The sequence below is a fragment of the Pseudomonas sp. S2_A05 genome (assembly GCF_054668485.1).
This window is the reverse complement of sequence record NZ_CP162775.1, coordinates 1,768,707-1,794,173: the sequence shown is the minus strand read 5'-3', so window position 1 is coordinate 1,794,173 and position 25,467 is coordinate 1,768,707. Positions and strand designations below refer to the sequence as shown.

The window sequence follows — 25,467 nt, the reverse complement described above, 5'->3', positions numbered from 1 at the left end:
TCGGGTCAGACCACCTCATTGAGGATCAGTGTGCGGTAATGCCCCGGGTTCGACCCCGACCACTTGCGAAACGCTTTGTAGAACGAACTGGCATCAGCAAAACCCAGCCGTGCAGCAATCTCGACAAAACTGATCGAAGGCTCCGCCAGCCAGGTAATCGCCAGCTCTTTGCGCACGCTGTCTTTCAGCCCCTGATAAGTCTGCCCTTCCTCGGCCAGACGCCGGCGTAATGTCGACGCGGACATACAAAGTTGCTGGGCCAGCGCCTCGGTTTCCGGCCATTGCTCGGCGGGGAGCTGCCGCAGATCCTGCTTGATCCGGCTGGCGAGGCTGTCGGGGTCGCGGTACTTGACCAGAATGTTGGCCGGCGCCTGGGCGAGAAAGCGCTTGAGTTCTTCGGCACTGCGTTTGATCGGCAGATCGAGGCAATCGGCGGAAAAAATCATCCGCGTACGTGGGCGCTCAAACCGCAGGTTTTCCGAAAACATCACCCGATAATCGTCGATGAAGTCCGGTTCCGCGCAGCGCAGTTCAATCGCCAGAATCGGAATCCGCCGCCCGGCCAGCCAGCACGCGACGCCGTGCACGATCATCCAGTAAGTGAAATAGGTGAAGGCGCGGCGCGGTTCGGCGTCGTCTTCGAGCAGGACGATTTCCGCCAGGCTCTGCTGATGCACCAGTTGCGCCGGCAGTTTTTCCAGCATCAACGACAGGAACGTCAGACCGGTATCCAGCGCCGCCGCCAGCGTCGGTTGCGCCATGGCGCTGCGACACAAAAACGCCAGGCTGCCGGATTTGAGCGGGCGCGGGTCCATGCCGAAGAACTCGTCATCACAGCGTCGCGCCAGCAGGCGCCAGAGTCTGGCGTATTGCGAGGCCGGCACCCTGCCCTCATCGGCCGCTAACAAAGCCGGATCGATGCCGACCTTGCTCAACGCCTCATCCGTTGCCGCACCCGGGGCACAACTTTGCAGCAGCGCTTCGCGCACCAGTTGAATGGCAATGGTGTCTTTTTCCGCCATGGAGCGAGATGAGCCTTATTGTTTTTTGGGTGGTGGGCATCTTAACCCAGCTGCTGATTTCACCGCAGGGCCAATGTGGGAGCGAGCCTGCTCGCGAACGCGGTGTCAGCTAAACAAATGTCACAGGCATACCGCATTCGCGAGCAGGCTCGCTCCCACAGGAATCACAGTTGTTCAGCTAAGGTTCAGCTAAATGTCAATGAATGCCATTTGGGAATGAGTGTCATTATGTTACAACTTAGCCTCCTATCTAAATCGCTGTGGCTCGCCAATGCTCGTTCCCTTTTTGATCATGTTGCGCGAAGGCATCGAGGCCGCGCTCATCGTCGGCATCATTGCCAGTTACCTGCAACAGACCGGCCGCGGCCAATGGATGCCAGCGGTATGGATCGGCGTCTTTTTCGCCGCCGCCCTTGCCCTGCTGGTCGGCGGTGGCCTGGAGCTGGTCAGCGCTGAATTCCCGCAAAAGCAGCAGGAGTTGTTCGAAGGCGTGGTCGGTCTGGTCGCCGTGGGCATTCTCAGTTCGATGGTGTTCTGGATGCGCAAGGTCGCGCGGTCGATCAAGCACTCGCTGCAAGCCTCGCTGGATCAAGCGCTGACGCAATCCGGGCATCAGGTGATTGCCTTGATCGCCATGGTTTTCTTCGCCGTCGCTCGCGAGGGCCTGGAAACGGTGTTCTTCCTGCTCGCCGTGTTCCAGCAAAGCGAAGGCCCGGGCGCGCCGATTGGCGCCCTGCTCGGCCTGATCCTGGCGGTGATCGTCGGTTTCCTGATCTACAGCGGCAGCATGCGCCTCAATCTCTCGGCGTTCTTCAAGTGGACCGGATTGTTCATCCTCGTGGTCGCTGCCGGGATCCTCGCCAACTCGGTGCAGGCGCTGCATGAAGCCGGGCTGTGGAATCACCTGCAAACGGTGCTGTTCGACTTCAGCGCGACGCTGCCGATGGACGGCCCGCTGGGCTCGGTGCTGGCCGGCATGTTCGGCTATCAGGATGCGCCGACCGTCAGCACTCTTGGCGCGTACCTGGTTTATCTGCTGCTGGCGCTGGTGATGTTCTTCATGCCCGCGCCGCGCCAGGCGACGCCAACCACTTCCGTTTCCAGCCAATAAGGCCCTTCATGTCTACTACCCAAACCCCTCCGGCCCTGCGTTGGGCGCTGGCCGGCTCGGTGCTGCTGATGGTCGCCGCAGGCGGGCTGTTCTGGTACGCCTCGAACATGGCCGCAGCCAAGCGTCAGCACAACCATGACGAAATCGTCGTCAACATCCATCCGCACAGTTGCGAGCCGAACACACTGACGGTGCCCGCCGGCCGCGCCAGTTTTCGCATCGTCAACCGCTCCGAGCGTGCGGTCGAGTGGGAAATTCTCGACGGCGTGCTGGTGGTCGAAGAGCGGGAAAACATCGCGCCGGGCCTGAGCCAGGTGATCAACGCCAACCTGCAACCGGGCGACTATGCGATCACTTGCGGCTTGCTCAGCAACGCGCGCGGCACTTTGCACGTCACACCGACGGCCGCTTCCGATGCCGCCGCCAAGGCCAAACCATCGATGGTGGCTTTCGTCGGGCCGCTGTCGGAATTTCGCGTATATCTGGCCGTTCAGGGCAGCGCGTTGATCAAAGCGACGACGGCGCTGAATCAGGCGATCACCAGTGGTGATCTGGCGCAGGCGCAAGAGTTGTACCTGCCGGCGCGTGCTGCCTATCAGCGTCTGGCGCCGGCGGCGCAGCGCCTGGCCGAGCTGGACAATCAGATCAATGCCCGCGCCGATTATTTCGAAAAGCGCGAACAGGATCCCGCCTTTGTCGGTTTCCATCGCCTCGAATACGCGCTGTTCCAGCAGCGCAATCTCGATGATGTCACGCCGATTGCCCAGCGCTTGCTCGCAGATGTCACCACCCTCAAGCAACAGTTGCTCGCGCAGTCACTGCCGCCGGAGCAACTGGTGGGCATCGTCGTGCGCAACCTCAACAGCCTCGCCGAGGTGCGCGCCGGCAGCGGCGAGGAAGAACGCTACAGCCACAGCGATCTCAACGGTTTCGCCGCCAACGCGCAGACCGCGCGCAAGGTCGTCGACCTGTTGCGCCCGATGCTGAGCAAATCCGCTGCTGAGCTGTTGCCGAAGATCGACCAGGCGCTGGACGATTTCGACAGCCAGCTCAACGCCTTCAAATCCGCCGATGGCTACGTCAGTTACGACGCCGTGACCGCCGCGCAACGCCAGCAGATCGCCGCCAAAGCCGAGGCTCTGGCCACGGCACTGGATGGCATCGACCCCGCCCTCGGCTTTTCCGGCCTGTAAGCAGAAGACCACGACAGATGAACGATTCAGAACCTCTCAACCTGCAACGGCGCCGCGTGCTGATGGGCATGGGCGCCGCCGGTGTCGCCCTCGCCGGATCGGCGCTGAGCTGCCCGGCCATGGCCGCGCAGCCTGCGCAAGTCACCGAAGCGCCGAGCAGCGACAAGACCGAAGACCGCCACGACTTCCACGGTGTGCACCAGGCCGGCATCGTCACCCCGCGCCCGGCCTCCGGGATGCTGGTGGCGTTCGATGTGCTGGCCAGCGATCGCGAAGACCTCGAGCGGCTGTTTCGCACCCTCAACGAACGCATCGCGTTTTTGATGAAGGGCGGCCCGGTCGCGCAGATCGACCCGAAACTGCCGCCGCTGGACTCCGGCATCCTCGGCCCGGTGGTCACCCCGGACAACCTGACCATCACCGTTTCCGTCGGCGACTCGCTGTTCGACGAGCGCTTCGGTCTCGCGGCGGCAAAGCCCAAGCGTCTGCAACGCATGGTCGGTTTTCCCAACGATGCACTGGACGCCGATTGCTGCCATGGCGACCTCAGTCTGCAGTTCTGCGCCAACACCGCCGACACCAACATTCACGCCCTGCGCGACATCGTCAAAAACCTGCCTGACCTGCTGCTGGTGCGCTGGAAACAGGAAGGCAGCGTCCCGCCGCAAGCGCCGGCCAAACCCGGCGTACCGGCGCAGTCGGCGCGCAACTTTCTCGGTTTTCGCGATGGCTCGGCCAACCCTGATTCCAACGACGCCAAGGCCATGGACCGCATCGTCTGGGTGCAACCGGGCAGCGACGAGCCGGCCTGGGCTGCCCATGGCAGTTATCAAGCGGTACGCATCATCCGCAACTTCGTCGAGCGCTGGGATCGCACGCCGTTGCAGGAGCAGGAAAGCATTCTCGGCCGGGTCAAGAGCAGCGGCGCGCCCATCGGTGGCCACACTGAAAGCGAAGTGCCGGATTACAGCAAGGATCCGGCCGGCAAGCTGACCAGGCTCGATGCGCACATTCGTCTGGCCAACCCGCGCACCGCCGCGACCCAGGCCAATCTGATCCTGCGCCGGCCGTTCAACTACTCCAACGGCGTCAACAAGAACGGCCAGCTCGACATGGGCCTGCTGTTCATCTGTTACCAGGCTGACCTGGAACAAGGCTTCATCACCGTGCAGACCCGCCTCAACGGTGAACCGCTCGAGGAATACCTCAAACCGGTTGGCGGCGGTTACTTCTTCACCCTGCCCGGCGCTACCGGCGATGACGACTTCATCGGTCGCTCGTTACTCGCTGCCACCTCCCAAAACAAAACCGCATGACACCCAACCGACACTGGAGCCGCCCCATGAAAAAGACGCCACTCGCGTTATTGCTGACCCTTGGTTTGCTCAACACCCCGCTGGCGGCGTTCGCCGCGACCGCGCCGCTGGATCTGGTGGGGCCGGTGTCGGACTACAAGATTTACGTCACCGAGAAACTCGATGAGCTGGCCAGCCACACCCAGCAGTTCACCGACGCGGTGAAGAAAGGCGATCTCGCCACCGCGCAGAAGCTCTACGCGCCGACGCGGGTCTATTACGAGTCGATCGAGCCGATCGCCGAGCTGTTCAGCGATCTCGATGCGTCCATCGATTCTCGCGTTGACGATCACGAAAAAGGCGTTAAGGCCGAGGACTTCACTGGCTTTCACCGGATCGAATATTCGTTGTTCGCGGAGAAGTCCACTAAGGGCCTGGATGCATTGGCCGACGGTTTGAACAAAGACGTGCAGGACCTGCAAACCCGTGTGGCCGGTCTGACCTTCCCGCCAGAGAAGGTCGTCGGCGGCGCTGCTGCGCTGTTGGAAGAAGTCGCGGCGACGAAGATTTCCGGCGAGGAAGACCGCTACAGCCACACCGACCTGTACGACTTCCAGGGCAACATCGACGGGGCGAAGAAGATCGTTGATCTGTTCCGTCCGCAGATCGAACAGCAGGACAAGGCGTTTGTTGCCAAGGTCGACAAGAACTTCGCCACGGTCGACAAGATACTCGCCAAGTACAAAACGGCGGATGGCGGGTTTGAGACCTATGACAAGGTCAAGGACAACGACCGCAAAGCGCTGGTCGGGCCGGTGAATACGCTGGCGGAGGATCTTTCGATGATGCGCGGGAAGTTGGGTCTGAACTGATTTTTTAGCCTCTGGTCTGGCCCCTTCGCGAGCAGGCTCGCTCCCACAGTTGGAATGCATTTCCCTGTGGGAGCGAGCCTGCTCGCGAAAGCAATTCCGGACGCGCTAGAGAATCCTGTAGAGCAACCGCTCAATCCTCACCCGACTCACCCGCTTGAGAAACTTCGCCACCCCTGCCGGGTAATCCGGCAGCGTTTCAAGCGACTGGAAGTTATCGATCCGCGTGGTATGGCGGAAGATGTTTTCCAGCTCTTTCGCCCGTGGCTCCAGCCACTCGCCTTTCGGGTCTTCAATCAGCAGCGCGTTTTCCAGGTCGAGGCGAAACGCGCGCGGATTGAGGTTGTTGCCAGTCAGCAAGGTGTAACGCTGATCGATCCACATGCCCTTGAGGTGATAGGTGTTGTCGCCGTCGCGCCACAGGTGCAGGTTCAACTGGCCGCTGTCGATGCTGTGCTGATGGCGTTTGGCGAAGCGGCGCAGGCTGATCTCGTATAGATACGGCAGCGCGGCGATCACCTTGAACGGCTCGCTCGGCGGAATGTAGAAATCGTTGGCGGTCTTGTCGCCAACCACGATATCGATCTTCACGCCACGGGCCAGCGCTCGATTGATCTCACGGATCACGCCCAGGGGCAGGTTGAAATACGGAGTGCAGATGGTCAGCTGCTTTTGCGCGCTGGCAATCAGTTCCAGAATCGCCCGGTTCAGCGGGTTGTTCTTGCCGACGCCGAGCAGTGGCGTGACCGACAGCCCTTCTTTACTTGTGCTGCCGGCCCCGGTGTCGTAAGTCGCGTACTTGAGACGGCTGCGCAGGTCGCCGATGTCGTTGCGCAGGCTGCGGGTAGTCGGCAGGTTGGGCAGGTCGAGGCGGTGCACGGCTTTCGATTCGATCAGGCCGTGCTTGACCAGATGATGCATCGAATCCGCCAGCTCGCGACTGTGCAGCACGTGGTAGCGGTCGAAGCGGTACTTGTCGAGTTTGTGCAGGTAGACGTTGTTCAGACTCGCGCCGCTGTAGACCACCTTGTCGTCGATCACGAAACCTTTGAGGTGCAGCACGCCGAACAGCTCGCGGGTCTGCACCGGCACGCCGTAGATCGGCACTTCGCTCTGGTGCGTGCGGGTCATGTCCTGATACCAGGCGGCGTTGCCCGGCTGCTTGCCCGCGCCGATCAGACCGCGCTGGGCACGCAACCAGTCGACCACCACGGCGATTTCCAGCTCGGGACGCTTGAGCTTGGCTGCGTGCAGGGCATCGAGGATTTCCTGACCGGCTTCGTCCTGCTGCAGATACAGCGCGACGATGCAGATGCGCTGCGTCGCTGCGGCGATTTGCTCGAGCAGGCAGCGTCGGAATTCGGCAGCACTGGACAGAATGCTCACCGCCTCGGCGGTCAGCGCGAAGCTGCGCAGTTTGGGCAGCAGAGAACGTTTGAAAAGCAACGGCATAAGGCTCGCAAGGTTCGATTCCGAAGAGTTTGAGAGCTTACACCATCGTCTGCGCCGGGTCTTGTCAGTGTCAGTAATGGCCCCTTCGCGAGCAGGCTCGCTCCCACCGTTAAAATGCATTCCCCTGTGGGAGCGAGCCTGCTCGCGAAAGCGTTTTCACACACGCCGAAGAAATTCGCTTGACCAAGGAGAACAGTCGTTCTACTGTTCGCCACATGAACGAATCAATCAGCAATGACACACGCGACATCATTCTGGATGTCACCGAAAAGTTGATCTACAAAAGTGGCATCGCTGCCACCAGCATGGATCTGCTGGTGAAGACCGCCGGCGTCTCCAGAAAAAGCATTTACCGTTACTTTGCCGATAAGGACGCCTTGGTGGTCGCAGCCCTGCAACGGCGGGATATTCGCTGGATGCACTGGTTCACAAGTGCCGTCGATCAGGTCGAAACCCCGGCCGATCGTCTGCTCAACCTGTTTACTGTGCTCAAGGGCTGGTTCGACTCGGAAGGCTTTCGCGGCTGCGCCTTTATCAACACTAGCGGCGAAACCGGCGATCCACAGGATCCAGTGCGGCTGGTGGCCAAAGAACACAAACAGAAGCTGCTCGACTACGTGTGCGAGCTATGTACCGAATATGGTGCCGAGGATCCGCAACTATTGGCCAGACAGTTGCTGATCCTGATTGAAGGCGCCATTACCATAGCGCTTGTGATGGGTGATCACAGTGCCGCCGATAATGCGCAATGCATGGCGCGAAAGTTATTGGGCCTGTAACTCTTAATAAGCCGGACTTGTTGTTCATACATTAAATGAAACAGGAGATTGAACATGTCGACTGCAGCCCAGGTACGTCCGCCATTGCCCCCGTTCAACCATGCGTCAGCCATCGAGAAGGTGCGTCTGGCCGAGGATGGCTGGAACAGCCGCGATCCGGAAAAGGTTTCGCTCGCTTACACCCTCGACACCAAATGGCGCAATCGCGCCGAGTTTGCCAACAACCGCGAAGAGGCCAAGGCGTTTCTGACGCGCAAATGGGCGAAGGAACTGGATTATCGCTTGATCAAAGAACTCTGGGCCTACTCCGATACGCGTATCGCGGTACGTTATGCCTATGAATGGCACGACGATTCCGGCAACTGGTTCCGCTCGTACGGCAACGAGAACTGGGAGTTCGATGACAACGGCCTGATGTTCCAGCGCTATGCCTGCATCAACGACATGCCGATCAAGGAAAGCGAGCGCAAATTCCATTGGCCGCTGGGCCGCCGGCCGGATGATCATCCGGGGCTGAGTGAACTCGGTCTCTAAAGCCAACCCACCCATGTGTAGGAGCTGCCGAAGGCTGCGATCTTTGATCTTGATTTGATCGTTCCCACGCGCAGCAGCCGGGGCGCTCCGCGCCCGAGAAGATCGCAGCCTTCGGCAGCTCCTACACAGGAATGTATTCCAGACTGTAATTGACGACGGCATGCTCTGGCTCGCCGCAACAGTTCGATACAGGTAACATAACCGCCCTCCCCGCAGCCCACGTTCTGCGCCTTGCCGAATAAGCCGACTCCATGCCTTTCGAACTCAGCGTTGACCTCACCACCCTGGCCATTCTGGCTGCTGTTGCTTTCCTTGCCGGTTTCATCGATGCCATCGCTGGCGGTGGCGGTCTGTTGACCACGCCGGCGCTGCTGACGGCGGGCCTGCCGCCGCATCTGGTGCTGGGCACCAACAAGCTGAGCTCGACCTTCGGTTCGGCGACCGCCAGCTTCACCTTCTACAAACGCAAACTGTTTCATCCACGCCAGTGGACCCACGCGATTGTCGGCACCCTGGTCGGCGCGCTCACTGGCGCGGTGGTTGCGCATTACCTGCCGGCCGAGTGGCTGAACAAGATGCTGCCGGTGATCGTTTTCGCCTGTGGCCTGTATTTGCTGTTTGGCGGCACGCCGAAAGCGCCGCTGGACAGCGACGCGCCGATCAAAAAGAAATGGCAATCGACCCAGGGCTTCAGCCTCGGCTTCTACGATGGGGTGGCCGGCCCCGGCACGGGCGCATTCTGGACCGTGAGCAGTCTGCTGCTGTACCCGATCGACCTGGTCAAGGCCAGCGGCGTGGCGCGCAGCATGAACTTTGTCAGCAACATTGCGGCGCTGTCGGTGTTCATCTTCTCCGGACAGGTCGACTGGATCATTGGCTTATGCATGGGTCTGTCGGTGATGGTCGGGGCTTTCTTTGGCGCGCGCACCGCAATCAGCGGCGGCGCCAAATTCATTCGTCCGGTGTTCATCACTGTCGTGCTCGGGCTGACTGTGCGCTTAGCCTGGCAGCACTGGTTCAGCGTGGCCTAAGCGCCGCGCGACGTAGACGTCGATCAGGTAACGGGCAATCGAACGCGACGCCGGCAACGGCGGCAAGTCATGCACGTTGAACCACTGGGCGTCCTCGATCTCGTCTTCCTGACAGACAATTTCGCCACCGGCATATTCGGCATGGAAGCCGAGCATCATCGAATGCGGGAACGGCCAGCACTGGCTGCCGATGTACTGGATGTTCTTCACTTCGATCTGCACTTCTTCACGCACTTCGCGAATCAGGCAATCCTCGGCCGATTCCCCCGGCTCGGCGAAACCGGCCAGCGTGCTGTAAACCCCGGTGACGAAACGCGGCGAGCGCGCCAGAAGGATTTCGTCGCCACGGGTGATCAGCACGATCATGCTTGGTGAAATGCGCGGATAACTGCGCAGATCGCACGGCTGGCAATACATCGCTCGTTCGCGCGGGACTTGCGTCATCGGCTGGCCGCAGTTGCCGCAGAAGCGATGCTCTCGTGCCCAAGTGCCAATCTGAGCGGCATAACCGAGCACTTTGTACAGCGTGTGATCGCCTTCGAGCATGAACGCTCGCAGCCCCTTCCAGCCGCAACCGGGCACATCGCTGGCGCTGTGCAACTCAAGCAGATAGACCGGTTCGCCGTCGAGATGACCAATCCCGTGCTCAGCGAGGACTGAAAGGTCCTGGCGCTTGAGCCACTCGCGCGGGAACAGTGCGCCGTTGCCATCGAACAGGAAGCCTTCGGGGCTGCGCGCTACGGCCCAGCCGCCGGGTTGATCGGTGTCGAGTACTGCAGTGGTCCAGCGAGAGATCATGGTTAACTCAATCCAGAAATTCGGGTTTCTGTTTGCTCATGTGGGCGGCCATGGCCACGCGCAGATCGGTGGATTGCAACATGGCGGCGTTCCAGGTGGCAACGTATTCAAGACCATCGTCGATGCGATGGTCGCGCATGTAGCTGATCATTTCCTTGGTACCGGTCACGGCGATCGGCGACTTCGCAGCGATGTCACGGGCAATGTCGAACACGCCTTCGAGCAGCGTGTCCTTATCGCCGTAGACGCGATTGACCAGGCCCATGCTGCGTGCTTCCTCGGCGCCAAAGGTGCGACCGGTGTAAGCCAGTTCACGCAGCATGCCGTCTCCGATGATTCGCGGCAACCGTTGCAGCGTACCGACGTCAGCGGCCATGCCGATGTCAATTTCCTTGATGGAAAATTGCGCGTCCTCGGCGGCATAACGCATGTCACAAGCCGAGATCAGATCGATTGCCCCGCCCAGGCAATAGCCCTGAATGGCAGCAAGCACCGGTTTGCGGCAATTGTCGACGGCGTTGAACGAGGCTTGCAGATTGAGGATCTTGCGCCGCAGCAGGCGCGCATTGCGGCCCACGTCCTTGCCCAGTTCATTGGCGACACCGGCGAGCATCATCAGGTCGATGCCCGATGAAAAATGCTTGCCGTTACCGCTTAGCACCACCACGCGGACTTCGTCGGTATCGTCAACCCATTGAAAGATTTCGACGATTTCGCTCCAGAACGCCGCGTTCATTGCGTTGATCTTTTCCGGGCGATTTATCTTCACATGGGCGATGTTGTCGGCCAGTTCGACGCTGAAGGCGGAGTATTGAGTCATGGCAGTGATCCTTTACCGGGCTGGGAAATAAGCTCCGAACTATAACAAGGCAAGGGGGCGGCGGTTCGGCCAAATGCGGGACTGCCCGAAGTCTGCGCAAGATGCGCGGGCCTCTTCGCGAGCAGGCTCGCTCCCACAGGGAGACTGCATTTCAATGTGGGAGCGAGCCTGCTCGCGAAGGCGTCGGATCATTCACCGCACGCAATTATTTCAGCCCCAGCCTGTAAAGCGAGCCATTCTCTTCATCCGTCAGCACATACAGATAGCCATCCGGCCCTTGGCGCACGTCACGGATACGCTGATTCAACTCACCCAGCAAACGCTCCTCATGGACTACCTTGTCACCATCGAATTGCAGGCGAATGAGTTCCTGGGACACCAGTGCGCCGATAAACGCGTTGTGCTGCCACGGCGTGAAGCGATCGGCGTCATAGAAGGCCATGCCGGTAACCCCGGGGGATTTTTCCCAGACATGGTGCGGCGCCACGGTGCCTTCAGCGGTTTTGCCCTTCGCCTCAGGAATCGGTTGCATCGAATAGTTGATGCCATGGGTCGCCAACGGCCAGCCATAATTCTTGCCACGTTCGATGATGTTCACTTCATCGCCGCCACGTGGCCCGTGCTCGTTCTCCCACAGCGTGCCGGTCCACGGATTGAGCGCCGCGCCTTGCGGGTTGCGCAGGCCATAGGACCAGATTTCAGGCCGGACACCGGATTGGCCAACAAAAGGGTTATCGTCCGGCACCTTGCCATCCGGGAAGATGCGTACGACTTTGCCTTGCAACTTGTCGAGGTCCTGCGCAGTCGGCCGATCGTTGTTTTCGCCCAGGGTGATGAACAGATACCCGTCGCGATCGAACACCAGCCGTGAACCGAAGTGGTTGCTCACCGACAGCTTCGGTTCCTGACGGAAGATCACATTGAAGTCCTTCAGCGTCTTCAGGTCATCGGAAAGCCGTCCGCGCCCTACCGCCGTACCAGCCTTGCCGCCCTCACCACCGCCTTCGGCATACGACAGATAGACCATGCGGTCCTGCTTGAAGTCTGGCGACAGCGCCACATCAAGCAAACCGCCCTGCCCTTTAGCCCAGACTTGCGGCACGCCACTGATCGGCTCCGACAGTTTGCCGTCCTTGCTCACAACGCGCAGATGACCCGGGCGTTCGGTCACCAGCATGCCCTTCTGATCAGGCAGAAACGCCAGTGCCCAGGGATGTTCCAAGCCTTGGGCAATGGTGGTGACTTCAAGAATGCCCTGCTCGCTTTTCAGCTCTTTGGGCGCGGCGGCGAACGCCGGGGCACTGATCAGCGCGGCGGCGCAGCAGGTGGCTAGTAGGGTTTTACGCAACATGCACGATTCCTTTTGTTCGTGTGAAAGGCTGACAGAACATCAGTCCTGCCGTTCAACGGTTGCTGCCGGTGCCCCGTGGGGGCGGGTTGGGAATGAAGGTTGGCGGATTGCTCGGCACCGAGCGAATCGGTTGACCATTGCCGATGCCGCGATTTTCAACGGTCGGCTGACGTGGCACGGGAACGGTGTTCGGCCCGCGAAGCGGCGGAGCGCTGGGCTGGGTGCCCTGCATGCTGTTGGGATTGGCCCGGCGGATCGGGCTGTTGTAGGGATTGTTGCTGTTCCCGGTGGGGCTTTGTGCGAGCACGACATCGGCATGAACCAGGCCACCACTTAAGACGAGGACGGCGATGCCAATCAGAAACCGGTTCATGGGAATACCTCTCGATGTGCTTGGACTAGAGCCTTGGAGCCCACGCTACGCCGTGGGTTCGCATTTGTTAACCCTCGTGCCTTAAACAACATGTAACACGGCTTGACCGTACCGCTGGAAGCCGCGCAATCACTGGAAACTTTCTCGCCGCGCCACGGGTCACCTGATCATCACTCGGAGGACAAGTCATGGCTCGGGCAATCTGGAAAGGCGCAATCAGTTTTGGACTGGTACACATCCCCGTGGCGCTGGTTTCAGCGACGTCGTCCCAAGGCGTGGACTTCGATTGGCTCGACAGCCGCAGCATGGACCCGGTGGGCTACAAACGCATCAACAAGGTCACCGGCAAGGAAGTCACCAAAGAAAACATCGTCAAAGGCGTGGCCTACGAAAAGGGCCGCTACGTGGTGCTCAGCGAGGAAGAAATCCGCTCGGCGCACCCCGTCTCGACACAGACCATCGATATTTTCTCTTTCGTCGACGCCGAGCAGATTCCGCTGCAGAACATCGATACGCCCTACTATTTGGCGCCAGACAAGCGCGGCGGCAAGGTCTACGCGTTGCTGCGCGAAACCCTGAGCAAAACCAACAAGGTCGCCCTCGCCCGCGTTGTCCTGCATACCCGTCAATACCTGGCCGCGTTGATGCCGCTGGAGTCGGCGCTGGTTCTGGTGAAACTGCGCTGGCCGCAGGAAGTGCGCAGTCTTGATGAATTGGCGCTGGGCAGTGAAGTGACCAAGCCGCAATTGGCCAAGGGTGAGCTGGACATGGCTAAACGTCTGGTTGAAGACATGACCTCGGAGTGGTCGCCTGAGGACTACAAGGACGAGTTCGAAGACAAGATCATGGCGCTGGTCGAGAAAAAAGCCCACGAAGGCAAGATTGAGGACGTCGAGACCACCACTGGCGAGGAAGAACGCAAGACTGCCGATGTTATCGACTTGACCGAGCTGCTCAAACGCAGCCTCGGTGGCAAGGCACCGGCCAAGCCCAAGGCCAAATCAAGCAGTAAGGCGGCGCCGGCGAAGAAGACCAGGAAGGCGTCCGGGGAGTAAGCGTTGGGCCAGCTAGAGGTATGTTTGAAGTGAAGCCGCCTTCGCGAGCAGGCTCGCTCCCACAGGGGAACGCATTTCAAAATGTGGGAGCGAGCCTGCTCGCGAAGAGGCCGGTACTGACACCGCAAGTCTCAGATCAGAATAAAGATCGCCAACAACGCCGCAAAAATCGCCCACTTCTCCAGGTAATACCGCGTACGGTTGCGCTTCTTCAGCTCTTTGCCGCGCAAACGGATCTTGTAGATCTTGGTAAACAAGCGGTTGATACCACCGGTCTTGTCCCCCGCATCATTCGGCGCGCCTGCCGCTGACATCACGGTGCGGCTGAACCAGCGGTTGAACGCCGCCGCCCAGCGGTACTTCAACGGCCGCTCAATGTCACAGAACAGAATGATCCGGTTCTGATCCGTGGTGTTTTCGGCGTAATGAATAAACGTCTCGTCGAACATCACCGCTTCGCCATCGCGCCAGTGATAGTTCTCACCGTCGACGTTGATGTAGCAGCCGGGATCATTCGGCGTATCCAGGCCCAGGTGATAACGGTAGGAACCCGCGTACGGATCGCGATGGCGCACCAGCTTGGAGCCCGGTGGCAGCTCGGCAAACATCGCCGCTTTGATCGAGCCGATGCTTTGCACCAGTTCGGTGGTGCGTGGGCACAGCTTCATCGCCGATGGATGGCTGTCGCCGTACCACTTGAGGTAGAAGCGCTTCCAGCCAGTCTTGAAGAAAGAGTTGAAGCCGACATCGTCATACTGATTCGAGCGCTTGATCTCGCCGGCACGCAACAGATTCTGGCCCTCCTCGCGAATCTCTTGCCAGTGCGCCTGCAACGGGCTCAGATCCGGGAAATCCGCCGGATTCAGGTACGGCTTGTTGGGAATCTTCGAAAACAGATAAAGGAAGCAGTTGATCGGCGCGAGGAACGTCGAGTGGTCACTCAGTTGCCGCCCCAGCTTGTGGCGCACGCGTCCACGCAAGTGAACGTAAGCAATGGAGATGACATAAACAGCGGCAATGATGAGTTTCACGGAAAAGGGTCACACGTCAAAAGTGAACAAACTGCGCGCGTGGCGACCTGAGGCCCAGCGTCTTATGCAGCGGTCTTGATGCACAGGGCGCGTCCATGGCCCGCGCCGTTTCCGGGCGCTCGGTGAAAGGGTGGCATTTTAGCCACAGTTCGTAACCGATAGTGAACCCTCAACTGTGAAAAACTGTCTTGCGCGTTTGCGTGTAAAGCTCCAGCACACTTGAATCCATACAAACGCCCGTTGCTCATTTGGATGGAACCACGCTTGGCACGCGCTCCTCTATCGCTTACCAATAACGGAGGAACCCCCATGATCGCCCCACAAACCGGTATGAAACCAGGTCAGCGCTATCGCATTGAAAGCGTCGAGCGCGCGCCGCAATTCTCTGGCTTTTTTCTCGATGGAAGGTATTACCTGGGGCCTGAATTGCAGACCGCCGTCGGCTGGCTTGAAGGGCAAATGTTTTTCTACGACCAGCTCGACCCTACCGGTGAGCCGGTTTATCCGGGCAGGATTGCCGGCACGATCGAAGGGCTGACGCTGGTGATGCCGGACGGCTTACGCCTGGAGATCGAAGAAGCGCCTTATCTGGCGGAACCTCTTGCGCCGGTGCGCGCCTCCCTCACCGGGCGCATCGAGCGTATCTCGCGGCAGCCGATTCGCCCTTCGCCGCTGTTGGTAGCCGGGGCCGCGATGCTGGTAGGTGTTTGCCTGCTGACGATCTCGCGCATCAGAAATCGCTGAAGGCCACCGCGCGAGCGGTGGCCCAACTATCGGTCACTGCTCGCGGGTTACCGTCAGTGCGACCACGGCGATGCGCTCGGCGCGCTCATATTCAGGCTTGAGCAGTTCCTCGCTGAACACGTCCGGATCGAGTTCACGATAAGTCCAGCCAAAACGCTCGCCCTTGAGCAAAGGCGCCACGGCCTCGCGGAACGGGTCCTGCCCGGCGACGATCGCCACGCCGGTGTACACCAGCAACGTGCCGCCGACTTCCAGACGTGGTAACGCCTCACGCACGATACGCACCGACAAGCCCTCGCCCAGCGCTCCACCTCCGTGGCGATAGGCGCGCTGTTGTTCGTCGTTCATGTACGGCGGATTGGCGATGATCAAATCGAACTGCCCTTCGACACTGGCGAGTAGATCGCTGTGGTACACCGACACGTTGCTGGCCCCGGCCAGCTCAGCGTTGACGGCACTCATGCGCAACGCCTGCGGATTGATATCCACCGCCAGCACTTGGGCATCCGGCCGTGCCTTGGCGATGAGCACCGCCCCGGCGCCGCTGCCGCAGCCGATGTCCACTGCGCGCCTGATCGGCGAAAAGCGCTGCTGCAACTGCGCTTCGATGGCCTGAGCGAAACGGTAGGTATCCGGACCGAAGAACACCGCATCGCTCGCGGTGGTCGGAAACGCCGAGTGGGCGAATAACCGGTCATTCAGCGTCGACCAGCGCACACGACTGCGCCACACCGCCCCATCGCGTTCGACTACGCCGGCCTGCTCCAGCATGGCCAGTTCTTCTGCGCGAAACAGCTCTGAAGGAAACGGCATCGACCAACCAAACACATCGCGCAGATCTTTCGCCAACGGCGTGGCAAAGCGCTGCAGAAATCGTTCGTGGGTCAACGGCGTTGGAGTAATGAACTGATAACCGCTGTCGAGCAGGCGCTTGCCCAGCTCGAACAGCGCTCTGTCCGATGTTTCTTGTGCCGACATGAAGCCTCCTTGTTTCAACGCAAGCGGGCGCGCAGTTGCATGAAGCGACGCGTCGCGAAAAGTCCGGCCGGACGCCAGTGCCGCTGGGGTTGCAGCCATGGCATCAACAATGACATCTGTTCGGCGGCAGGCTTGTCGGCCAGTGCCGCTTCCAGGTTGAGCAGATCGGCGTCATCGTCAAAGGTTTCTTCGACGGCAGCTTCGCGGCGTACGTAAGGCCGAGGCCGGGAGGCCGGGCAATCCTGAGTGATCCAGTCGCGCAACAGCTGTTTCTCATAGCCATTGAACACCCCGAACATCGCCGCATCGCTGCCGTCGATCAAACGCCAGAAACGACTTTCTTCCACCGCCTCACCACGTTTGATCCAGCTTTTGCGCTCCAGCGCCGACAGAAACTCGCCCATCTGTCCCGGCGTGGCCAGCCATTGATTGATGGTGCGGTTTTCGATACGGCAGTAGTCGGAATGCATGTGCCGGCCAAAGACCGCCTTGCGCTCAAGCATGGCGATGACTTCGTGGTCCAGATCGAACTCTGTGATCACCGCGGTTGTGCCTTTGCCGACATCGTTGAGGCGATAACCGACAGCCATGCGCCGGTAGAACTCATCGCGTTCATCGCCAAGTGGCAACAGCTCGAGCATTGATTGCACTGCCTTGCGCGCATGGCCGGTGCTGGCGTTGTCGATGGTCACGTGCAGGCGGAAATAGTGCGGATCGATGCCCAGCTCCGCTAGCTCATAAGCACTGATCAACAAGTGCAGCGGCAGTTGCTCGTAGCCGAGGTTGAAGCCGATGACTTCTGGCAGAAACTGCCCGCCGAAACGTCCCAGTGCCAGCTGCACCGCGCCTTGCAGAAAATACTCGTCGGCAAGACCGCTCAGATCAGAGCATTCATGCTCGGCGAGCAGCTTGCGATAGATCACCACATGATTCTGCCGTGGCACGCCCTCGCCCAGCTCTTCAAGATAGGTATCGAGCAAATCGTCGAAACGCGGGTCCTGCCACTGCGGCAGCAGCCCGGCCAGCCAGGCGCCATCGACCTCTTTGGTCGGTGCCACATGCAGAATGAAATACAACGCGTGGGATTTGTTGCGGAAATAGCGGCGCGGTGCGCCCTGCTGACGTTGTTCGAGGTAATCGGCGTACTCGGCCGCCACGCTGGCGCAGCGGGTTTCCGACCATTGCAGCAGCTCTTCGGCGCTGGCCGGCAAATCGTCAGACAGCGCAGCCGCCTTACTCAGCTGCCGGCGCAGGAAGTCCAGTGCCGCACGATCAACCGTGGAGTCTTCCGCCAGCAATCGGTCATAGAGCCGGCGCTCGGTATCCGCCGGCGTGGATGTTTTACCCGAAGACTTCCTGGTCGGGATTTCGATCAGCGACATGACTCATTCCCCTGCGTTATTGGCATTGCCTATAAACGAAAGAGTGATTGGCGCTGAAAAAATTCCCTTTTGTGCGAGACGATACGCTCAGTGGTGCACGTCGGTTTTTTAACCCAAAGCGGTATCGAGAAACATCATCACGCCGAACCCAAGCATCAGCCCGAGCGTGGCAGGCGTCTCGTGGCCGTTGCGGTGAGTTTCCGGAATCACTTCATGCGACACCACAAAGATCATCGCGCCCGCCGCCAGGCCCATCGCCACCGGAAAACCCAACGCAAAACTATTGGTGATGCCCAAACCGATGATCGCGCCCAACGGTTCCATCAATCCTGAAGCGGCGGCAATCAACGCTGCACGCCCTGCGGAAATGCCGGTCACGCGCAATGCCAACGCGACCGCTAGTCCTTCTGGAATGTCCTGAATGGCAATGGCCGTCGTCAGCGGCAGGCCGATTTTCATGTCACCAGTGGCGAAGCTGACGCCGATCGCCATGCCTTCCGGAAGGTTGTGCAGGGTGATCGCCAGCACGAACAGCCAGACCCGATTGAAGCGCTTGGCTTCGGGGCCGCGCCGGCCGCTCTTTTCGTGTTCGTGGGGGACGAAGCGGTCGAGGCCGACCATCAACGCTACGCCCAAAGCCATGCCGGCAACTACGACGGCAGCGGCGAGCATGGGGCTGCTCACCGCTTCCTTCGCCGCCGCAATCCCCGGCAGGATCAGTGAAAAGGAACTGGCAGCCAACATCATCCCTGCCGCAAACCCGAGCATGGTGTCTTGAGTTCGCGAAGTAATCGCCCGCAACGCCAGGGCCAGCAACGCACCGATTGCCGTGGCGGCAAAACCCGACAGACCGCCTAGAGTGGCGAGGCGTAGCGTGTCGCGGCCGGTACTGACCAAACCGGTGTAGCCGCTGATCAGCAACAACATGGTTACACCGACCAGGGTCAGCCAGAAAATGCGCCCTCCCCAGCCCGTGCGCGACAGGTTCACAAACCATGCTCGCACGGGAGCTGCGAACGAAGATGACGGTAGCGCCATGAAAAGTCCTCGGTTTCAGGTGGCCGGTACGAACGGCGTGGTTTCATCCAGTTGCGCCAGCGGAACATCGCTGCCACCCGGTGTCAGAATCACCTTGCGGCATTCTTCCTGCTTTTTATTGAAGATCTTGTAACCCTCGGCGGCCTGCTCCAGCGACAGCCTGTGGGTGATGATCGCTTCAGGCTGCAACTTGCCGGTTTCGATGTAGCCAAGCAGCTCCGGCAGAAAACGCTGTACGTGAGTCTGGCCCATTTTGAAGGTCAGGCCCTTGTCAAAAGCGTCGCCGAACATGAAGCCATGGATAAATCCTGCATACACCCCCGGAACGCTGACCACACCGCCACGGCGGACGGCGGCGATGCACTGGCGCAAAGCCTTGCCGCTGCTGCCTTCAAGCTTGAGTGTAGCCATGACCGTTTCGGTGGTGCTGCCCTTGGCTTCAAGGCCGACGGCATCGACCACCGCATCGACGCCGCGATGGCCGGGAGTCTGGCTGGTAATGGTATCCGCCGGGTCATCGTCCTTATCGAAGTTGATCGGAATCACGCCGTAGGTGCGCTGGGCATAATCGAGGCGGTACTGGTGATGGTCGACCATGAAAATCAGCTCAGCACCGAGCATTCTCGCGCAGGCTGCGGTGAGCAAACCGACCGGCCCGGCGCCGTAGATCGCCAGACTCGAACCCTGTTTAACGCCGGCGTTGATCACCGCTTGCCAGGCAGTCGGCAGGATGTCAGAGAGAAACAGCACTTTCTCGTCCGACAGCGTGCCCGGCACCTTGAACGGGCCGGTATTGGCTTTCGGCACGCGCACCAGTTCCGCCTGGCCACCGGGAATTCCGCCATACATACGGCTGTAGCCGAACAGCGCTGCTGGCGGCGGAATCATTTTCTTGTTCAGCGCCGCGCCGGGGCCTTCGTTGGTGGTCTCGCAAGCGGCGTAAAGCTCTTGCTGGCAGAAGAAGCAATCGCCACAGGCGATCACGAACGGAATTACCACGCGGTCGCCGCGCTGCACGGCCGTGACGGCTGGGCCGGTTTCTTCGACGATCCCCATGAACTCATGACCGAATATATCGCCGTGCTCGACGGTGGGTATTTTGCCTCGGTACAGGTGCAGGTCCGACCCGCAGATGGCGGTAGCGGTGACGCGCAGGATGATGTCGTCGGCGGCTTCAAGTTTCGGGTCCGGTACGGTTTCGACGCGCACGTCATGAGCGCCGTGATAGGTCATTGCTCGCATGGCTTGTTCCTCACTCGATTGAACGAAATGGCTGCTGCTCCACTTTCCGAAGTGAAAATGGCCGAGTGAGTTCATTCGGTTTTTTGAGATTTTGATCAGCGGATATCAATTACTTCTCGGACGAGCCGATGCGAACGCCGGTTTGCCTGCCATATAACTGCCGTCTGAGTTATGCGACAATGCGCGCCAATGTCCAACAAGAACCCCGTACTCGTCGCTCAGCAGCTTGCCTTCAAAGGCCCCAGTTGCGGACGGCTTATGCGCGTTGGCTCAACTCAAGCACAGACTGGGGGGAGCTGGAAAAGCTCCAGATTGGTACTCAAGTTTGTACCAGGCACCACAGACCAGCTCTAACCCATTGATAGGTAAGGTAATTGATCTCCACAGCTAACATCACGATGCAGTTTGGCGCCAAGCCGCTGTTCGAAAACGTTTCGGTCAAATTCGGCGCAGGCAATCGCTACGGCCTGATCGGTGCCAACGGTTGCGGCAAGTCGACTTTCATGAAAATCCTCGGCGGCGATCTCGATCCGTCCGGCGGTCAGGTCATGCTCGAGCCGAACGTGCGTCTGGGTAAGCTGCGCCAGGATCAGTTCGCCTACGAAGAATTCACCGTGATTGACACCGTGATCATGGGTCACGAAGAGCTGTGGAAGGTCAAGGCCGAGCGTGATCGCATCTACTCGCTGGCTGAAATGTCCGAAGAAGACGGCATGGCCGTTGCCGAGCTGGAAACCGAGTTCGCCGAGATGGACGGCTACACCGCCGAATCCCGTGCCGGCGAATTGTTGCTGGGTCTGGGCATTCCGCTGGAACAGCATTTCGGCCCGATGAGCGAAGTCTCGCCAGGCTGGAAACTGCGCGTGTTGCTGGCGCAGGCGCTGTTCTCCGATCCGGAAGTGCTGTTGCTCGACGAACCGACCAACCACCTGGACATCAATACCATTCGCTGGCTGGAAAACATCCTGACCCAGCGTAACAGCCTGATGATCATCATCTCCCACGACCGTCACTTCCTGAACAGCGTGTGCACGCACATGGCTGACCTGGATTACGGCGAGCTGCGCCTGTTCCCGGGCAACTACGACGAATACATGACCGTGGCGACCCAGTCCCGCGAGCAACTGCTGTCGGACAACGCCAAGAAGAAAGCGCAGATTTCCGAACTGCAATCGTTCGTCAGCCGCTTCTCGGCCAACGCCTCGAAAGCCAAGCAGGCCACCTCCCGCGCCAAGGCGATCGACAAGATCCAGCTGGCCGAGGTCAAGCCTTCCAGCCGCGTCAGCCCGTTCATTCGTTTCGAGCAGAACAAGAAGCTGCACCGTCAGGCGGTCATGGTCGAGAAAATGGCCAAGGGTTTCGATGGCAAGCCATTGTTCAAGGACTTCAGCTTCCAGGTTGAAGCCGGCGAGCGCGTTGCGATCATCGGCCCGAACGGTATCGGCAAGACCACCCTGCTGCGCACCCTGGTCAACGAACTGACCCCGGATGCCGGTAGCGTGAAATGGACTGACGCCGCTGAACTGGGCTACTACGCTCAGGACCACGCTCACGACTTCGAAGACGACGTCACCCTGTTCGACTGGATGGGTCAGTGGACCCAGGGCGAGCAGATGATTCGCGGTACTTTGGGCCGGATGCTGTTCTCCAACGACGAGATCCTCAAGTCGGTCAAGGTCATCTCCGGTGGTGAGCAAGGTCGCATGCTGTTCGGCAAGCTGATCCTGCAAAAGCCCAACGTGCTGATCATGGACGAACCGACCAACCACTTGGACATGGAATCGATCGAAGCACTGAACCTGGCGCTGGAAAACTACCCGGGCACGCTGATTTTCGTCAGCCACGACCGTGAGTTTGTATCGTCCCTGGCCACGCGCATCATCGAGCTGAGCCTGAACGGCGTGACCGACTTCAGCGGCACTTATGACGACTACCTGCGTAGCCAAGGCGTCGTTTTCTAAGAGCAGCTTTTAGTTTCAAGCTGCAAGCTGCAAGTTAAAAGCCCTGTCCTCTGTGACGGGGCTTTTTGCATTCGGCGTTTGGACATTGCTGGTGCGCAGATATTCGCGAGCAGGCTCGCTCCCACAGGGGAATGCATTTCAAATGTGGGAGCGAGCCTGCTCGCGAAGGGGCCGTCAGCAGCCCCATCAATCCCAAGGGAAAGTAGTTAGCCTGCTTTCTTTTATCCCAGCCCCGCGCCATGATGTCGGCAACTCTCCCACCGCCGCCCGCGAACGAGTGCTCATGTCTGCGCAGCCACTGCCACCGCAAAGCTCCCTGGCGATCACCCTGCAGATCGTCTCCATCGTTTTCTACACCTTCATTGCCTTCCTCTGCATTGGTTTGCCGATTGCGGTACTGCCCGGTTACGTCCATGAGCAACTGGGTTTCAGCGCGATCATTGCCGGGCTGGTGATCGGTTCGCAGTACCTCGCCACCCTGCTCAGCCGGCCAATGGCCGGGCGCATGTCAGATACCCTGGGCACCAAGCGGGCGATCATTTATGGCTTGTGGGGGATTGTCCTCAGCGGCGCGCTGACGTTGCTGTCGACCTTGCTGCAAAGTTTTCCGCTGACCAGCCTGTTGATTCTGATTGCCGGGCGCCTGCTGCTTGGCATTGCCCAAGGCCTGATCGGTGTCGGCACCATCAGTTGGTGCATGGGCCAGGTCGGTGTCGAGCACACGGCAAAATCCATCGGCTGGAACGGCATCGCTTCTTACGGCGCGATTGCCATTGGTGCGCCGTTGGGCGTGGTGATGGTCGCTGAATATGGCTTTGTCAGCCTTGGCATCGCGCTGTCGGCGTTGGCGGCAGGTGCGCTGTGGTTGATCCGCAACAAACCCTCGGTGCCGGTGATTCGTGGCGAGCGCCTTTCGTTCTGGGCCGTGTTCGGCAAGATTGCGCCGTACGGCACCAGCCTGACGCTGGCCTCGATCGGCTACGGCACCCTGACCACCTTCATCACTCTTTATTACCTCAATCGAGGCTGGACCGGCGCGGCGTACTGCCTGACCGTGTTTGGCGTGTGTTTCATTCTCTCGCGGTTGCTGTTTATCTCGGCCATCGCCCGCTTTGGCGGGTTTGCCTCAGCCATCGTTTGCATGTCGGTTGAAACTGTCGGGCTGGTGCTGTTGTGGCTGGCGCCCTCCACTGCGTATGCGTTGATTGGCGCAGGGCTGGCGGGGTTTGGGCTGTCTCTGGTGTACCCGGCGCTGGGCGTTGAAGCGATCAAACAGGTGCCGAGTTCCAGCCGTGGTTCAGGGTTGGGGGCTTATGCAGTGTTCTTCGATCTGGCACTGGCGATCGCGGGACCGTTGATGGGCGCGGTGGCGTTGAATCTGGGCTATTCGTGGATTTTCTTCAGCGCGGCGTTGTTGTCGGTGACCGGGCTGGGCCTGACCTTGTTGCTCAAGCGTCGCGCTACCTCCTGAAACCACCGATCCCCTTGCACTCGTCAGCTCCTACAGGAATTGGTGGCGGCGATGAAGTTATTGATCCGCCGTCTGCATCCCCGCCCTGCTCGATTTACCCAGTGCCTGGGCAAAAAACCGTCCGGCCTCGGAGATCAGGTTGCGGTGTATATCCTCGCGATCCACCCCGTCGGCATCGGTACACAACGCCGGCATGGCGCGGATCTGCTCTTCGGTGCACGGCGCCATGAACACGAAGTGCCCTGCTCCGGCGAGCAGTTTGAAGTCCGGCGCGGTGGGCAGTTTGCGCGCCAGGGCGGCGGCGTTTTTATCGAAGGCCACCAGTTTGTCGCCGTCGCCGCTGTAGAGCAGCACCGGTACGTGCACATCGGCAAGGGTGTGGCGGCCGAACTTCAGGCTCAGCGGTGCCATCAGCAATAACGCGTGAACCCGTGGATCGGCCACTGGCTGCAAGTCATCGCGATCAACAATCAGTTCACCCTGGGTGTTACAGGCATCGTGATCGTCCGGGCGTTCCTGGCAATAGCGGCGCAGACGATCCAGATCCGGTTGCGCCCCGGAAAGAATCAACGCGGTCTCGCCTCCAGCCGAATAACCGATCACACCAACCTGATCAGCATTGACGAACGGCGCCAGCATGTTGTCTGCGAGCGTCGCGGTGATCGCTTGGGAAATCTGGATTGGCCGCCCGTAGAGATTGCTCAAAGTGCCAAGTCGGCTATGGTCGCGCCAGTTGTCGCCGGGATGAATCACCGCCACCACGACAAACCCCTTGCGCGCCAGCGAAGTGGCCAGATCATGCAAGGCCAGCGGCGTGCCGGTATTACCATGGGAGAGCATCAACATGGGAAAGCGGCCGATGGCAACTTTGGTGTCTTCTCCAGCCTCGACCGAATAGCCCTCAAGCAAACTCATATGCTCACGGTCACTGGACGGGTAAAAAGCGATGGCGCGCATCGGTTGCAGATCGAGCGGGTCGAGAAAGGTCATCTCGTGATAACCGACGCTCCAGACAGGGTGCCGCCCCGGCGCGGCCTGCACTGAATTCAGGCTGCCCAGCAGGCAAATCAGCAACATTGCACAAAGATGCCTCATGAATGCCCCACCCTGTCGGACCACATCGTCGGATGTGCTGAAACTGCATAACCCGGGCCAGATTATGTAACAGCCAGAAACAAAAAACTCCGTAATCAGCCCTTGCGGAATCAGAATACAGAGTTTTTTGGGGATTGCCTGAACAGACGCTGTTCTTTACGCAAGCCTTACGCGGCGGCGAACAGTTGCTCGCTGATCTTCGCTTGCGCAGCGCTCATGGCGTTGTTGCGCACTTCTTCGCCATAGGCCAGACCTTCAGCGCGGACGATTTCGATATCGGTGATGCCGAGGAAGCCCAGTACCAGCTTCAGATACTCTTCGTGAGCGATGCCGCTGGCCTGACCGGCATGGATGCCACCAGAGGTCGACACAATCACCACTTTCTTGCCGCCGCACAGGCCTTCAGGGCCGGCTTCGGTGTAGCGGAACGTCTGGCCGGCGACGGCGACGCGGTCGATCCACGCTTTGAGCTGGGTTGGAACGGTGAAGTTGTACATCGGCGCGGCAATCACCACGGCGTCGGCAGCGATGAATTCGGCCAGGGTCGAAGCGCTCAGCTCGGCTTCGTGCTGTTGCGCAGCGTCGCGCAGTTCGGCGGTGGTGCCGGCGGCAACCAGCGTGGTCGACGAGAAGTGGCTGATCGCATCGGCGGCCAGGTCGCGGTAGGTGACCACGGCGCTCGGCTCGGCGGCTTGCCAGGCGTCGACGACTTGACGGCTCAACTGACGGGAAGCCGAGTTGTCGCCGAGAATGCTCGAATCGATGTGCAACAGTTTCATGTGGGTTCTCCTGAAAGAATCGCCGGCGGCGACGGAATGGAGACAATCCTACGCAACAAACCA

At 59.9% G+C, this 25,467-nt stretch carries 24 protein-coding genes; 11 read left to right on the top strand and 13 right to left on the bottom strand.

The window, feature by feature from the left end; translation table 11 throughout:
- Positions 1 to 5: 5 nt before the first annotated feature.
- On the bottom strand, positions 6 to 1,022 hold the full coding sequence (locus AB4O12_RS08340) for an AraC family transcriptional regulator (protein WP_460061324.1): 1,017 nt from the start codon (positions 1,020 to 1,022) through the stop codon (positions 6 to 8).
- A gap of 271 nt (positions 1,023 to 1,293) precedes the next feature.
- Here AB4O12_RS08340 and efeU point away from each other — a divergent pair, with 271 nt between their 5' ends.
- Genes efeU through efeO (AB4O12_RS08320) form a run of 4 tightly spaced genes read left to right on the top strand, consistent with a single transcriptional unit; the run spans position 1,294 to position 5,493 of the window.
- On the top strand, positions 1,294 to 2,133 hold the full coding sequence (gene efeU / locus AB4O12_RS08335; protein ID WP_460061322.1) for an iron uptake transporter permease EfeU: 840 nt from the start codon (positions 1,294 to 1,296) through the stop codon (positions 2,131 to 2,133).
- An 8-nt stretch (positions 2,134 to 2,141) separates the two neighbouring features.
- Complete coding sequence (efeO, locus tag AB4O12_RS08330; protein ID WP_460061319.1) at positions 2,142 to 3,326, top strand: iron uptake system protein EfeO; 1,185 nt, start codon at positions 2,142 to 2,144, stop codon at positions 3,324 to 3,326.
- Between the two features lie 17 nt (positions 3,327 to 3,343).
- Positions 3,344 to 4,642 carry an iron uptake transporter deferrochelatase/peroxidase subunit gene (gene efeB, locus AB4O12_RS08325; RefSeq protein WP_460061317.1) on the top strand — a complete coding sequence of 433 codons (1,299 nt, stop codon included), beginning with the start codon at positions 3,344 to 3,346 and terminating at the stop codon, positions 4,640 to 4,642.
- A gap of 26 nt (positions 4,643 to 4,668) precedes the next feature.
- Positions 4,669 to 5,493 carry an iron uptake system protein EfeO gene (gene efeO, locus AB4O12_RS08320; protein WP_252867591.1) on the top strand — a complete coding sequence of 275 codons (825 nt, stop codon included), beginning with the start codon at positions 4,669 to 4,671 and terminating at the stop codon, positions 5,491 to 5,493.
- Between the two features lie 105 nt (positions 5,494 to 5,598).
- Here the strand turns inward: efeO (AB4O12_RS08320) and pssA are convergent, their stop codons facing one another.
- The gene (gene pssA / locus AB4O12_RS08315; RefSeq protein ID WP_460061315.1) at positions 5,599 to 6,942 is read right to left on the bottom strand and encodes a CDP-diacylglycerol--serine O-phosphatidyltransferase; all 1,344 of its coding nucleotides are present in this window, start codon (positions 6,940 to 6,942) and stop codon (positions 5,599 to 5,601) included.
- 215 nt (positions 6,943 to 7,157) lie between these two features.
- Here pssA and AB4O12_RS08310 point away from each other — a divergent pair, with 215 nt between their 5' ends.
- From AB4O12_RS08310 to AB4O12_RS08300, 3 genes are all read left to right on the top strand, one after another.
- Positions 7,158 to 7,721, top strand: a complete 564-nt coding sequence (locus tag AB4O12_RS08310; RefSeq protein WP_460062419.1) for a TetR/AcrR family transcriptional regulator — start codon at positions 7,158 to 7,160, stop codon at positions 7,719 to 7,721.
- A 54-nt stretch (positions 7,722 to 7,775) separates the two neighbouring features.
- Positions 7,776 to 8,255 carry a nuclear transport factor 2 family protein gene (locus tag AB4O12_RS08305; protein WP_016774707.1) on the top strand — a complete coding sequence of 160 codons (480 nt, stop codon included), beginning with the start codon at positions 7,776 to 7,778 and terminating at the stop codon, positions 8,253 to 8,255.
- 251 nt (positions 8,256 to 8,506) lie between these two features.
- Positions 8,507 to 9,286 (top strand): TSUP family transporter, encoded by a 780-nt coding sequence (locus AB4O12_RS08300; RefSeq protein ID WP_016774706.1) that lies wholly within the window; start codon positions 8,507 to 8,509, stop codon positions 9,284 to 9,286.
- Here the strand turns inward: AB4O12_RS08300 and nudC are convergent.
- The 4 genes from nudC to AB4O12_RS08280 form a co-directional block, all read right to left on the bottom strand.
- On the bottom strand, positions 9,254 to 10,084 hold the full coding sequence (gene nudC / locus AB4O12_RS08295) for an NAD(+) diphosphatase (protein WP_460061312.1): 831 nt from the start codon (positions 10,082 to 10,084) through the stop codon (positions 9,254 to 9,256). The genes AB4O12_RS08300 and nudC overlap by 33 nt on opposite strands.
- A 7-nt stretch (positions 10,085 to 10,091) precedes the next feature.
- Positions 10,092 to 10,904, bottom strand: a complete 813-nt coding sequence (locus AB4O12_RS08290; protein WP_460061309.1) for a crotonase/enoyl-CoA hydratase family protein — start codon at positions 10,902 to 10,904, stop codon at positions 10,092 to 10,094.
- 205 nt (positions 10,905 to 11,109) lie between these two features.
- Complete coding sequence (locus AB4O12_RS08285) at positions 11,110 to 12,255, bottom strand: PQQ-dependent sugar dehydrogenase (RefSeq protein ID WP_041480394.1); 1,146 nt, start codon at positions 12,253 to 12,255, stop codon at positions 11,110 to 11,112.
- 52 nt (positions 12,256 to 12,307) lie between these two features.
- Positions 12,308 to 12,628, bottom strand: coding sequence for a hypothetical protein (locus tag AB4O12_RS08280; protein WP_150635343.1), 321 nt, complete (start codon positions 12,626 to 12,628; stop codon positions 12,308 to 12,310).
- A gap of 188 nt (positions 12,629 to 12,816) precedes the next feature.
- Here AB4O12_RS08280 and ku point away from each other — a divergent pair, with 188 nt between their 5' ends.
- Positions 12,817 to 13,683, top strand: a complete 867-nt coding sequence (gene ku / locus AB4O12_RS08275) for a non-homologous end joining protein Ku (protein ID WP_056785952.1) — start codon at positions 12,817 to 12,819, stop codon at positions 13,681 to 13,683.
- A 131-nt stretch (positions 13,684 to 13,814) separates the two neighbouring features.
- On the opposite strand, the gene lpxO is transcribed toward ku, so the two are convergent.
- Positions 13,815 to 14,714 (bottom strand): lipid A hydroxylase LpxO, encoded by a 900-nt coding sequence (lpxO, locus tag AB4O12_RS08270; protein WP_041480397.1) that lies wholly within the window; start codon positions 14,712 to 14,714, stop codon positions 13,815 to 13,817.
- A gap of 309 nt (positions 14,715 to 15,023) precedes the next feature.
- Here lpxO and AB4O12_RS08265 point away from each other — a divergent pair, with 309 nt between their 5' ends.
- Positions 15,024 to 15,458 (top strand): short chain dehydrogenase, encoded by a 435-nt coding sequence (locus tag AB4O12_RS08265; protein WP_353189035.1) that lies wholly within the window; start codon positions 15,024 to 15,026, stop codon positions 15,456 to 15,458.
- A 33-nt stretch (positions 15,459 to 15,491) separates the two neighbouring features.
- On the opposite strand, the gene AB4O12_RS08260 is transcribed toward AB4O12_RS08265, so the two are convergent.
- The 4 genes from AB4O12_RS08260 to AB4O12_RS08245 form a co-directional block, all read right to left on the bottom strand.
- Positions 15,492 to 16,436 (bottom strand): methyltransferase, encoded by a 945-nt coding sequence (locus AB4O12_RS08260; RefSeq protein ID WP_460061304.1) that lies wholly within the window; start codon positions 16,434 to 16,436, stop codon positions 15,492 to 15,494.
- 14 nt (positions 16,437 to 16,450) lie between these two features.
- Positions 16,451 to 17,818, bottom strand: a complete 1,368-nt coding sequence (locus AB4O12_RS08255; protein ID WP_056785944.1) for an iron-containing redox enzyme family protein — start codon at positions 17,816 to 17,818, stop codon at positions 16,451 to 16,453.
- A gap of 108 nt (positions 17,819 to 17,926) precedes the next feature.
- On the bottom strand, positions 17,927 to 18,856 hold the full coding sequence (locus AB4O12_RS08250; RefSeq protein ID WP_460061301.1) for a ZIP family metal transporter: 930 nt from the start codon (positions 18,854 to 18,856) through the stop codon (positions 17,927 to 17,929).
- Between the two features lie 15 nt (positions 18,857 to 18,871).
- On the bottom strand, positions 18,872 to 20,098 hold the full coding sequence (locus AB4O12_RS08245) for a zinc-dependent alcohol dehydrogenase (RefSeq protein ID WP_122611305.1): 1,227 nt from the start codon (positions 20,096 to 20,098) through the stop codon (positions 18,872 to 18,874).
- 374 nt (positions 20,099 to 20,472) lie between these two features.
- Between AB4O12_RS08245 and AB4O12_RS08240 the strand changes: the two genes are divergently transcribed.
- Together AB4O12_RS08240 and AB4O12_RS08235 are read left to right on the top strand one after the other, a co-directional pair.
- Positions 20,473 to 22,059: an ABC-F family ATPase gene (locus tag AB4O12_RS08240; RefSeq protein WP_460061298.1), complete on the top strand. Its 1,587-nt coding sequence runs from the start codon at positions 20,473 to 20,475 to the stop codon at positions 22,057 to 22,059.
- Positions 22,060 to 22,342: 283 nt separating this feature from the next.
- Entirely contained in the window at positions 22,343 to 23,530 is a 1,188-nt protein-coding gene (locus AB4O12_RS08235; protein ID WP_095179994.1) for an MFS transporter, read from the top strand.
- A gap of 57 nt (positions 23,531 to 23,587) precedes the next feature.
- Here AB4O12_RS08235 and AB4O12_RS08230 read toward each other — a convergent pair whose 3' ends face one another.
- Together AB4O12_RS08230 and AB4O12_RS08225 are read right to left on the bottom strand one after the other, a co-directional pair.
- Positions 23,588 to 24,625, bottom strand: a complete 1,038-nt coding sequence (locus AB4O12_RS08230; RefSeq protein WP_150635350.1) for an alpha/beta hydrolase family protein — start codon at positions 24,623 to 24,625, stop codon at positions 23,588 to 23,590.
- Between the two features lie 167 nt (positions 24,626 to 24,792).
- On the bottom strand, positions 24,793 to 25,404 hold the full coding sequence (locus tag AB4O12_RS08225) for an FMN-dependent NADH-azoreductase (protein ID WP_016774691.1): 612 nt from the start codon (positions 25,402 to 25,404) through the stop codon (positions 24,793 to 24,795).
- Between the last annotated feature and the right edge of the window lie 63 nt (positions 25,405 to 25,467).